General features: G+C 39.7%; 11 protein-coding genes and 1 tRNA gene. 4 read left to right on the top strand and 8 right to left on the bottom strand.

The features are described from left to right. The first annotated feature begins 143 nt into the window (after window positions 1-143). Window positions 144-214 (top strand) — tRNA-Cys (locus OB69_RS16360). Between the two features lie 403 nt (window positions 215-617). Here the strand turns inward: OB69_RS16360 and OB69_RS16355 are convergent. The 6 genes from OB69_RS16355 to dinB form a co-directional block, all read right to left on the bottom strand. Next, complete coding sequence (locus OB69_RS16355; RefSeq protein WP_053224833.1) at window positions 618-1166, bottom strand: hypothetical protein; 549 nt, start codon at window positions 1164-1166, stop codon at window positions 618-620. 169 nt (window positions 1167-1335) lie between these two features. Next, window positions 1336-2790, bottom strand: coding sequence for a hypothetical protein (locus tag OB69_RS16350; RefSeq protein ID WP_053224832.1), 1455 nt, complete (start codon window positions 2788-2790; stop codon window positions 1336-1338). A 378-nt stretch (window positions 2791-3168) separates the two neighbouring features. Continuing rightward, entirely contained in the window at window positions 3169-3471 is a 303-nt protein-coding gene (locus OB69_RS16345) for a type II toxin-antitoxin system death-on-curing family toxin (RefSeq protein ID WP_071426807.1), read from the bottom strand. Beyond that, complete coding sequence (locus OB69_RS16340; RefSeq protein WP_053224831.1) at window positions 3468-3656, bottom strand: hypothetical protein; 189 nt, start codon at window positions 3654-3656, stop codon at window positions 3468-3470. Before OB69_RS16340 ends, OB69_RS16345 begins: the two co-directional genes overlap by 4 nt. Before the next feature lie 368 nt (window positions 3657-4024). Continuing rightward, window positions 4025-4489, bottom strand: a complete 465-nt coding sequence (locus tag OB69_RS16335; RefSeq protein ID WP_053224830.1) for a MaoC family dehydratase — start codon at window positions 4487-4489, stop codon at window positions 4025-4027. Window positions 4490-4555: 66 nt separating this feature from the next. Then, complete coding sequence (gene dinB, locus OB69_RS16330) at window positions 4556-5665, bottom strand: DNA polymerase IV (RefSeq protein WP_053224829.1); 1110 nt, start codon at window positions 5663-5665, stop codon at window positions 4556-4558. A gap of 209 nt (window positions 5666-5874) precedes the next feature. On the opposite strand from dinB, the gene OB69_RS16325 reads away from it, so the two are divergent. Then, the gene (locus OB69_RS16325) at window positions 5875-6063 is read left to right on the top strand and encodes a hypothetical protein (protein WP_053224828.1); all 189 of its coding nucleotides are present in this window, start codon (window positions 5875-5877) and stop codon (window positions 6061-6063) included. 34 nt (window positions 6064-6097) lie between these two features. Continuing rightward, window positions 6098-6574 (top strand): DUF2452 domain-containing protein, encoded by a 477-nt coding sequence (locus tag OB69_RS16320; RefSeq protein WP_053224827.1) that lies wholly within the window; start codon window positions 6098-6100, stop codon window positions 6572-6574. 4 nt (window positions 6575-6578) lie between these two features. Here OB69_RS16320 and OB69_RS16315 read toward each other — a convergent pair whose 3' ends face one another. Beyond that, entirely contained in the window at window positions 6579-7940 is a 1362-nt protein-coding gene (locus tag OB69_RS16315; RefSeq protein ID WP_053224826.1) for a WG repeat-containing protein, read from the bottom strand. 5 nt (window positions 7941-7945) lie between these two features. Then, a complete protein-coding gene (locus tag OB69_RS16310) occupies window positions 7946-9391 on the bottom strand; it encodes a hypothetical protein (RefSeq protein WP_157608611.1) in 1446 nt (481 codons plus the stop codon). Between the two features lie 244 nt (window positions 9392-9635). Here OB69_RS16310 and OB69_RS16300 point away from each other — a divergent pair, with 244 nt between their 5' ends. Further along, complete coding sequence (locus tag OB69_RS16300) at window positions 9636-11105, top strand: alpha-L-fucosidase (RefSeq protein ID WP_053224823.1); 1470 nt, start codon at window positions 9636-9638, stop codon at window positions 11103-11105. Window position 11106: the final 1 nt, after the last annotated feature.

Below are 11106 nucleotides of genomic sequence, written 5' to 3'. Positions count from 1 at the left end.
GTAACGCTATTTCAGGACGGGACACAAATACATATAGAAAAGGCACCTTAGCAATAAGGTGTCTTTTTTTGTTTTTTAAGGTTTAAAATTCAAACAAACATTGGGCACATAATCATTAATTGATATCTTTGCGCTCTCGAAAGGGCGTTGTGGCCGAGTGGCTAGGCAGAGCTCTGCAAAAGCTCGTACAGCGGTTCGAATCCGCTCAACGCCTCAAGTAAAAGCATCAATCAGAAATGGTTGATGCTTTTTTGTTTTGGATGGTATAAAACCGTTGAAACGGTTAATGTTTGCATTATATGACATAGCCCACGGTTTAAACCGTGGGCTATGTCATGAGCCCTAATAAGCAATGGTTTTAACCATTTTCATGATAAAAATATAGAAACTGAAATGTGTGAGAATACAGAGAATTGTGGCTGATATAGGTCATGTTTACTTCATCATAAATCATTCTTTAAAGCGAAACCGCCTATTTTCCTTCCCTGAGATAACGAAGGGGCTAAAGATTTGAATAGGAAAATTGAAATGTTGTTAATGTCTGTCTTGCGGTTAAGCACGGGCAGAGTCCTATATTTCATAGTTAGTCACAGGTTCGGAGCACCTGCGACAGTGGCTTAATTTTGATTGATTTCAATTACTATTAATTTATTAAAGGGGTGAGAAGGGGCTGGAGTGCTTTTAAGCTTAGAAATTTCAAACCAATTATGTCCGAAATTATCGTGAAGATCATAGAAATCTTGAGCAGTTACAGTATAGTAGATACCTAAGTCTTCCCCATTTTTATTAAAGGCTCCAATATTTAAGTTGTCAATATTTTCCAAGTCCATAGATATAGGTCGAATAAAATAGCCCTTTGCAAAATGGTAGTTGATCTTTTGTAGTTGGTATCCGTCAGTCCACTTTTTGTCAGTGTGTTTTGGATTGAGAACAAATAGAGAATCGCCTTGAGAAAAAGGATAAACTGAGGCTTGAGTTTTGGCTTCTTTTGTATCGTATGAATCAGACTTTATTGTTAAATATGGTTGAATGTGCGTAACAGGTTTTTTTGTTTTGGCGTCAACGATGCTAACCACTAAAAGCCCCGAATTGTCGAAAGGGCAATGTTGTGCAGAAGCATAGGTAAGTGATAATGAAAATATGTAGAGTGAGAAAACCGATTTCATACTGCGCTTATAGATTTTTCAAGAAATTACTCCTTGTATAAAAATAGCTTAAATAGTTCCGACTTAGCAAGTTTCGGTGTTGAATTAATAATGCTTTAGTGACGAGGTAGTATAAAAAAATGGCCCCAAAAGTTACCTAGAGACCATTTCAATTTGAATACACTACTTTCTAATTCGCAGATTCGTTTGGTATGGCATAGGTTACGTAAATGCCATTATTGTCGGTGATAATACAGGTGTTCCCTCTTTTTCCATCTGTTCCAAACGACATTACCGTAGTTGGATTTGTAGATGGATATGCCAGTATATACATGATAGGTACATAAAGAATACTTTTCATTGGGGTAGTAATTTGAGTGCCAGCATAAACCACTTCGTTATCGTTTACTACAGTCAATTTAACACCCTGCTTGTTGGTCATTGGTACACCTCCAAAAGCAGATAGTGGCACTGGGTTAAACAGGGTATAGCCTGTTACGTTATTATGCCCCATCACTGTTCCTGCAACCGATGCAAGTGACCTATTAGCCGGATCATAGGCTTTATTGAAAGTGAGCGTAATGGCTTGATTAGGCATGGTCAGCTTATTTTCAACGAAACTCATTGTAGTATCAAAATAGAAACCTTGAGAAGTAACTCCGTCTAATGATACACCAATCATAACCACATAGTCATCGCCTAGTCCATTTATATACTGTGCTTCTATTGATATAAAAGCAAGTGGAGTAATGGACGGAAGTGAGTAATAGCCACTGAATTGAGCTAAATCTTTAGCAGCACCAGGGGTGAGGCTTGGTATTTCATTCGATGCCATTACCGGAAATGGAATGGTTTGTAACGATCTTGAGACAACAGTATGGCTTGTGTTATTTACGGTCATATTGTTGCAGGCAAAGCCACCAGCGGCAGCCGTGCCCATGATTAGGCTAATGGAGTTGTTTCCTTCTGTAAATGAAAAGAAGTACATATTTAAATTGTATGAAAATGAACCAACAGTACTTAGTGTTCCATTCCCCGTGATGTCATATGAAATTTGATAGTTGTCTTCAATTTTCATTACAGGTAACATCGTTTTAGTTGTTTTACTAGGGCTGAGGTGAAGTGGAACGGTTTCGTAATACTCGCCAATATATTGAGCATAAGGAATTGGGTTATTGTAGGTTTTACCAGTGACCGTTACAGGCGTTCCGCCATAAGGAGTAATAGAACCAGAGAAAGAGGCTGTTGTGCCATTTTGCTGACCACTATGAGTAAAAGTCAGAGAAATACCGAAGGTATTCGCGGCTGTTCCGGTTTGTATCAGGTGTGTACCATCAAAGGTTCCGGTAAACGGAACACGATAAGAAGTTTTACCATCCATACATATGATGAGTGCTAGATCATAAATAGGGGTAGAAGATCCATTTTGAATATGAATGTTAGTGTCTACTGTAAAGAAAGCTCCAGGTGTATTATCCATTGAGTAATAGCCATTGAAAATCATAAGGGCCAATAAGTCAGGGCTGGTGGTTACTTGAAGAGGGTCGGTATCCTTATACTTTTCTGCCATTTTTTGGTGGTAGCTTAGCAACTCACCCATCGGGATTTCTGAGCTTGCATTTTTTGGATTTTGTGAATCTTGCATTGGGTTGGGGTTTTAGTTAAAAAATTAAATCAATTGGCCCACAGTTCTTCCATTCAGAAATAACTTAAAGAAAGATATGGGCATCCTTAATGATTAATTAGCTCATTAAAGGTGACCCAAATATGATGGTTAGAAAATAAGCTTGACTACCCTCTAAGGGTGAGAATTACTGATACCTACAAAGTGTATAAGCTAGGTGGAATGCCGATATAATGGCTTAGAGGTTATTTATAAGTAAGAGTCGGTAGGTAGGGGATTACTACCGAACTCTGCTTTACAAGAGAGACCACATTTTACACACTGCTCAGAACAGTCACCCTGCTACGAGACCTCGGAGGTCTTTTTCAGTAACACATTAGTCAGGTGGCATGTTGGTAATTAATCGAGAACTATCGGTTGGAAACCGATTTGTAGTAACTCCTCGATGCAATCGAGGAGGAGTGGGGCAAGCACATAACCAGTTCGTTTATTGCCATCAACAAAAGGATGATTCTTAACTATGCTTTCAATAATTGCAGCTGCTTTGTCGATTGGACGAGGGTATAGCTCTTGTCCATTAAAAGTTTGATAAGGACGGTTCAATGCGGAATCTAAAAGTTCTTGGTCTCGAACCCCTTCAGAACTACCAAACCGTTCAATTAGAATGGAATGTATTTCAAGAACTTCGCGCTCTGAGATCATTGGGCTAGTCTTTCAAGAAGCTCTTTGTCTTCCGTTAAGATGGTTCTTAGGTTTTGAGATAGGCTCACAGATTTGTCAGACTTGCCTTGAACAGACTTTAAATAGTCGTAAACTTCTTGGAGTGCTTTTTCCGGTGTATTGTCCAATAATTGGTTGATTGCTGTTTTCACTTCTTCTCTGCTCATGGTTCAATTTACGAAATCCATTTAAATATGGTTAACCAAATGCTGGGTGTCTTGATTAAACCATGGGCTAAAATTCATCGTCATTCTTTCCGAAGCTTCGGTGTGTCTGTTTAAGGCCGCACCTGTCAAGAAACAGTCACCCTGTAAGGGTCTTTTTCAGTAACACATTTGTCAGGTGGCTTGTTGATAATTGAACGATAATTATCGGTTATAAACCGATTTGTAGTAACTCCTCGATGCAATCGAGGAGGAGTGGGGAAGTTGCCTAAAAGTTCGGGAATAACCTATCTGTCATTCCCCCAACAAACAAAAAAGCCCAACTCTTTCGGGTTAGGCTTTGCGTATTTTATGTCGTTTTAAAATAGTGTTTATTCAAAATGATATAAGAAAATCATTTCACCTGTAAAAGCAGGTTTTGGGTTGTCTTTGATTTCGAGTTTCACATTCAACTGGCATTTGGTAATGCCTCGTAAATCGGCCAAAGAAGTGAGTTTTACCCTCAGTCTTACTTCAGAATCGGCCACTACGGGCTGATTAAATTTAAGCTTTTCGATGCCGTAATTAATCATCATTTTGATGTTACGGATATCGGCAATTTGCTCCCATAAATGCGGCAGAATAGATAAAGTTAAATAACCATGGGCAATGGTATTTCCAAAACCGCCTTCAGATTTAGCTCTTTCAGGGTCGGTATGAATCCATTGGTGGTCTAGTGTGGCATCGGCAAAAACATTAATTCTTTCTTGGTCAATTTTAAGGTAATCTGAAACACCCAGTTCCTTACCAATGTGTTCTGCAAATTCTGCGTGGCTTGCTATAACTAACTTTTCCATATTGTGCTTCAATATTGCTCAAATTTACTCGATTTAGCGATTAAAATTTATTCTATTTTAACAATTCTAAAAGTCAATTGTCAACTGGTATCCTGTTTTTTTGACATTTTCCTCTGCTTCGTCTTGCTCAAAATTAGAGCATGTAACGCCCAATAGGCGCACGCCTTCCGGAAAATCTTCCCAGTTCACCTGCTCAAGTAAATTGAAAGTCAGCTGTTTAAGTGTTTCGCTACTCACTATGTTTTCGGTTTGAGTAACGCTTCGGGTAATCTGGCTAAAATCTTTGAATTTTATTTTAAGGGTAAGGGTTTTGCCAAATGTGTCGGCCTTTTCTAATCTTTTATGAACGGTTTGAAGGATTGGGTCAAGCGCCATTTTCATATCCTCAATCTCGACCAAATCTTGGTCAAAAGTGTTTTCTGCCCCCAATGATTTACGGATTCTATTAGGGTTTACGGGGCGGTAATCATGCCCCCTCACAATATCATAATAGAACGACCCTGCCTTGCCAAACTTTACTTTGAGCGCTTCTTTCGTCCACTGTTTTAAATCGTAGCCGGTGTGAATACCCAAAGCGTGCATCTTTTTGGCCGTTACTTTTCCTACCCCAAAAAACTTATCTACTTCTAGTTTTTCTAAAAACGAAATTGCTTTTTCAGGACCAATCAGGGTAATACCGTTGGGCTTTTGATAGTCGCTGGCAATTTTGGCCAAAAACTTATTGATGGAAATACCTGCAGAGGCGGTTAAACCCGTTTTCTCAAAAATCTGTTTCCGAATGGCTTTGGCAATCAAAGTAGCAGAGGGAATGCCCTTTTTGTTTTCGGTTACGTCCAAAAAAGCTTCGTCTAAAGAAAGCGGTTCTACTAAATCGGTGTATTCCAGAAAAATGCTTCGAATAACGTTTGAAACTTCCTTGTACCTTTCAAACCGAGGCGGGGTGAAAATAATATGCGGACATTTTTGATAGGCCGTTTTGGAAGGCATGGCCGAGCGCACTCCGTATTTACGGGCCTCATAGCTGGCCGCAGCCACAACGCCTCGTTCTTTACTTCCGCCTACCGCCAAAGGTTTGCCTCTAAACTCGGGCTTATCCAGCTGTTCTACCGAAGCAAAAAAAGCATCCATATCGATATGAATGATTTTGCGATCGGTATTGGGCAGCTTTTTCTCCATTGGTTCGAAATTAAGCAACGATTTTATGAACTTTACGATCTGAGTTCGATTAATAAAGCGAGATTAAGTGAACTAACTCTCCAGAAGTTCTCAACGATAGTACGGTTGGAGTTATAAAGATCTTCCAAAGTCAAAGAAATCAACTTTTGGAGGGCTTGCGTTTAATTTAATTTCAGATTTCATTCTTCAAAAGGTTGTTATTTTCATTTATGAACCGTCAAAAAAAGATATTCGTGATTGTAGCCATTTTGTTCATTCTGGCCACCATTCTTGTGGGTTATGATATTACTACCAGAACGAGTTTTCCGGGCTCTAAAAAACTGTTGAAGGAATCGATTGCGCCTTCGGAAGAGAATACTCAGGATTCGCTTAAAATCGATAGCCTTAAAGAAAAGTAAAACAGTTTTATTAAACTTGAGTTAACCTTTCAGCATGACAAAAACGGGCAAAAAGATAGACCTAGATCGGATTGATTTAGAGAAAATGAGCGAAATGACGACCGAGAACCCCGGCCTCATTAGCTTTCCGCATACGGTAGGTGGCGCCATGATTAAGCCGGAAGACAAAGGAAGGATTAAAGGCAGAGCTGTGGCGGCCATGCATGAGCAAACCGAAATGCAGGTCAAACAGATTTATAAGCAAATGCAACTGTTGGCCGAACAAGCCAAGGCCATTCAAGAAAGGGTAGAAGTTTCTGAACGAATCTATATGGCCAAAATGAGTTTTGAGCCTTTGATCGGAAAAACCTATCACCTCTACGAGCGCGAAGACGGAACGGATTTACTTTCATTAATAGGTCCAAAGGAATGGGGGAGGTCTAAGCCCTTCAAACAATTTATCTCCAGCGTAAAACTGCTGGCCGACCATACTTGGGAGGTGTTAACTTCTGAGCCTGATTCTTCTGAATAGAATTTTAGCGGTTAGCATAAGGGTCTTTGAATGGCTTTATGATTTTTCCTGTGGTATCAATTTCTCCAGTCCAACCTTTAAGATTAGTGACAATGGACGTTCCGTTTACAAAATTAGCGCCATATTTATATTGATAGGGAATTACCAGCTCACCTTCTTTATTGATAAAACCCCACCAACCATTAGGCTTTTTTACTGCCGCTAATCCATCGGCAAAAAAATAAGCATCTTCATAATTGAAAGGGATCACGGTTTCACCTTGTTTATTAATGAAGCCATATTTTCCTTGATATTTCACTGCAGCAAGACCTTCTGAAAAGCTTCCTGTATAATCGTATTTGAAGGGAATAACGGTTTCGCCCTTCTTATTGATAAAGCCAGCATTTCGATTTTTTTCTAAGGTAACAGCGGCAAGGCCTTCCTGAAACTTTGAAGCAGAGGAATAGATCATCGGAATAACCATTTCTCCAGTAGTGTCAATGTATCCGTATATGTCAGTAGCAAAATTTAATGGTTTACCTACGGCAATAAGTCCCTCGCTTAACCAACCAACCTTAGGGTAATCTATCTTAAGGGCAGTTTTTCCAGTTTTATCAATGTATTGGTATTTGCTGTTTGCCAATTGTACTTGCGCCCAACCTTTTTCATTAAAATTGTTTACAGAACGATAAAACGTGAATGGAATGATGGTTTCTCCATCTTTATTTATGGCAGCATACTTTCCATTTTTCTTTACCCAAGCCAAACCTTGACTAAAGGGTTCTGTATTGTCATAGTTAAGCGGAATTGCTATGTTTCCATACTCATCGATATAACCACTTTTAGATTGATAATAAAATGGGTATAGATATTCATTTTCATCATCAAAATGGGCCCATTCCAGTTTTTCTTCGATGGCTTCCATTAGCTCTCTTTCTGCTTTATTTTGAGCTGCTAGCCTTGCTTGTCTTGCTTTTTCTTTTCGGATAACATCATTTATACTGTCCTTTTGGTGTTGTAACTTGATAGCGGCTCGCTGCTCTTTTAGCTTGTTGTCTACTTTTACAATGTAGCTATACACCTCACTTTTTATATTTTCGGCCGCGCTATCGCTGTAATTGGAAAATTGATCGAGGCTTGCTTTGGCGTTGGAGTAATCACCTTTGGCGTAGTAAGCTTTTACTTTTAAATGAAGCACACGTGCGTTTGTACTCCCTAATGTTTTTTCGACCTCAATTAAATTAGAAATGGCTCTACTGAAGTTATTGTTGTCATATGCTTTTACTGCTTCTAAATAATAAGCTTTTGCCTTGTCGTTGGTGGTTTGGGAGTAGCCTATGTTTAAAAAAGAGGTTAAGATGAAAAGTGTTAAGACTAAATGCTTCATTGAAATTAGTTTTTAATAATTAAAAGGGTGCCTTTATAGCCCGTAGTGATATTCCATTCGTTGTTGTAGAGAAGGGTGCTGTTTTGGTCTTCAATTCTAAATTGAGCAGTATTGTTACCCAATGAGCCTTGATTTAATGCCCTAAATGATATTTTATTAATGCCTTCGGTAAGTTCCACATTGAAAGTGGAAAATGATGCTGAAAGCGTGTAATTCGATTCTATTACTTTTCCATTGTGAAGTATTTCAACACGATCCCCATCAATATCACCATGATCACGGCAGCGGACTCTAATATACTTTGTGGTTACGGTTTTATGCCCCAAATACTGGTCTCCAGAGGCTTCTGCTAGTTTACGCTCAAGTTCGACTTCTTCTTCAACACTTCCTTTTCCGCCCCAGAAATCATCTTCCGTTTTTTTTAATTTTTCCTTTCCACTCCAAAAGTCATCGGCCTTTTCTTGAGTGGTTTCCGATTTCCCATTCCAGAAATCGTCTTCCTTGGCCGTTTTTGCCTTGTCTGTTTTTTCTTCTTCACCACTCCAAAAATCGTCTTCTTTTTGTTCCTCTTCCGTCTCTTTCTTTTCTTCTCTTTTTAGAAACTCGTTGGCCAAACTTTCGAGTTCGTATTTAGGCCATTCTAAATTTGTGATTTTAGCTTTAAGGCTGAAGAAATTGGTGTTAGCATAGAGGTACTTTAGCTTTCTGTTTAATGTTTTCTTAGATGCATCGTCCAATTTCTCATAGTCCGATCTACTTTTATTGAGTACCAAGTAATCGAATTTGAGGTCAGGCTCAGAGTAATTACTTGTGTTTTCTTTCCAAGCTATAAATTCATTCCAGTACATAGGGCTTTCAGGAACAATGTTCTTAATTACTTCCCCACTTTTACCAGCCAATATTTTAGCATCAGGAATTTGATATAAGATTCTTGCCGAAAGCGTATAGGGGTCATACGATTGGCCGTCTTTCTTATAGGAACTTCCTTGATTGAAAAAGGAGGCGTATTCGAAAGATCCACCTCGTTTAACAGAAGACGATCTGCCATCAGCAGTGCCGTAAATCGCAAAATCTATTTTGTAAGGTTTAAGGTTGTCAAACTTCTTTGCCAGATCGGGGTACTTGTTTAGAGAACTTCTCGATACTGAGACTTCTTTGCCTTTGACAGTAACTTTAAAAACCCCAGTACTGTTCCATTTTACTGTATAAAGCTCTACTGGTTCGCCTAAAAGTGTCCACCATTCAATACCAATTGATGCATCTTTTAACAGGCCCGTGGGGTCGCTGTAGAAGTCGCTTTTAACAACACCTATAAATCTATCATTACTATTTCTTGGGATTTTGGATTGCGCATGGCCTATAAAGGGCAGGCATATCAATATTAGAAAAGACCAGTGCGCGGTAAGTTTTACTAACAAATGAAACCGTTTGGATTTGATTAGGTTCTTCAAAGTCTGGTTTGTTTGGAGCTTATATGTTAGCAATGATTGTGCTAAAAAATTCACTCAACTGAAAGGCTACTTCAATACTGCATTTTTGACTCAGCAATTGCAATTAGATCAATATAGGTCAAAAGTGAAAGTAATTTTGGACTATATTTGGTCATTTTACCCTTGGTTGGTGATCAGGATTGAAACGTTTCATTCTCATTATCTTATCTTATTCATTATCTTGTTGTCAACTATTTTCTGACTTATGAAGCTTTTTTCTTTACAACTCCTCATTGTAATTACTTTTTTCTCTTTTTCTTGCGCTAAAGAAGTTCCACCGCCAGCGCCCATTGGGCCGCTGCCGAGTACCGAACAATTGAATTGGCATGAAATGGAATACTATGCTTTCGTCCATTTCAATATGAACACCTTTACGGATATGGAATGGGGACTTGGAGGAGAATCGCCAAGCCTTTTCAACCCTTCGGAATTGGACACCCGCCAATGGGCAAGAGTGGCCAAAGAAGCTGGAATGAAAGGCATTATTTTAACAGCAAAGCACCACGATGGCTTCTCTTTGTGGCCTTCGGCTTATACCGAACATTCTGTAAAAAACAGTCCTTGGAAGAATGGAGAAGGCGATGTGATCAAAGAATTGGCGGCAGCTTGTAAAGAATACGGCCTTAAAATGGGGCTTTACCTTTCGCCTTGGGACAGGAACCATGCCGACTATGGCAAGCCTGAATACATTACTTATTATCGTAACCAAATGAGGGAATTGCTGACCAATTATGGAGAGGTGTTTGAACTTTGGGTAGATGGAGCCAATGGTGGTGACGGCTATTATGGTGGCGCCAACGAAACCCGAAATGTAGACCGAAAAACCTATTACGATTGGGACAGTACTTTTGCGTTGGCCAAAGAACTTCAACCCGATATCGTGGTCTTTAGCGATGGCGGCCCAGATGTCCGTTGGGTGGGAAATGAAAACGGTTTTGCCGATGTTACCAATTGGGCACCATTGAGGCGCAATGAGTTTGCTCCAGGCATTGGGCCATATCAGCAACTCACCTCTGGCCATGAAAACGGAACGCATTGGGTGCCTGCCGAATGTGATGTTTCCATCAGACCGGGATGGTATTACCATGAAAGTCAGGATGATGAAGTGAAATCCTTGTCGGAATTGCTGGATATCTATTATAAATCCGTGGGGAGAAACGGCAACTTGCTGCTTAACTTACCTGTCGATCGAAGAGGTTTGGTACATGAGAATGATGTAAAAGCCTTGATGGAATTGCGCAAAACCCTAGACGAAACTTTTGCAGTGAACTTGGCCAAAGGCGCAAAAGCAGTGGCCTCGAACACCAGAGGAAACAACTATTTGTCTTCCAATATTTTGGATGAAAATAACGGTACCTATTGGGCTACAGAAGATGATGTGATTGAAAGCGAGCTGATGATCAACTTTAGTAAAGAAGCTACTTTTAATCGGTTGGTACTTCAGGAATACATTCCGCTAGGGCAGCGTATTAAAGCGTTTAAAGTGGAAGTGAAGGATGAGGACGGCTATAAGGAAATCGCCAATGAAACCACCATAGGCTACAAACGCATACTTCGATTGCCGCACGTAACCACCAGTCAATTGAAGATTACCTTTACCGATGCCAAGGGAAGTCCGACCATCAGTAATGTCGAAGTTTACTTGGCTACGAGCGAACCTACTACGGAAGAGTAGT

The sequence above is a fragment of the Roseivirga seohaensis subsp. aquiponti genome (genome assembly GCF_001267955.1).
In the GTDB taxonomy this organism is placed as follows: domain Bacteria; phylum Bacteroidota; class Bacteroidia; order Cytophagales; family Cyclobacteriaceae; genus Roseivirga; species Roseivirga seohaensis.
Note: the sequence above shows the minus strand (reverse complement) of the source record. Positions and strands in the feature narration are given on the sequence as shown.

Coding starts and splice junctions, on each gene's coding strand:
- dinB (WP_053224829.1), bottom strand. CDS start 5,665: ATGGAGAAAAAGCTGCCCAATACCGATCGCAAAATCATTCATATCGAT.
- OB69_RS16300 (WP_053224823.1), top strand. CDS start 9,636: ATGAAGCTTTTTTCTTTACAACTCCTCATTGTAATTACTTTTTTCTCT.
- OB69_RS16350 (WP_053224832.1), bottom strand. CDS start 2,790: ATGCAAGATTCACAAAATCCAAAAAATGCAAGCTCAGAAATCCCGATG.
- OB69_RS16340 (WP_053224831.1), bottom strand. CDS start 3,656: ATGAGCAGAGAAGAAGTGAAAACAGCAATCAACCAATTATTGGACAAT.
- OB69_RS16325 (WP_053224828.1), top strand. CDS start 5,875: ATGAACCGTCAAAAAAAGATATTCGTGATTGTAGCCATTTTGTTCATT.
- OB69_RS16355 (WP_053224833.1), bottom strand. CDS start 1,166: ATGAAATCGGTTTTCTCACTCTACATATTTTCATTATCACTTACCTAT.
- OB69_RS16345 (WP_071426807.1), bottom strand. CDS start 3,471: ATGATCTCAGAGCGCGAAGTTCTTGAAATACATTCCATTCTAATTGAA.
- OB69_RS16315 (WP_053224826.1), bottom strand. CDS start 7,940: ATGAAGCATTTAGTCTTAACACTTTTCATCTTAACCTCTTTTTTAAAC.
- OB69_RS16335 (WP_053224830.1), bottom strand. CDS start 4,489: ATGGAAAAGTTAGTTATAGCAAGCCACGCAGAATTTGCAGAACACATT.
- OB69_RS16320 (WP_053224827.1), top strand. CDS start 6,098: ATGACAAAAACGGGCAAAAAGATAGACCTAGATCGGATTGATTTAGAG.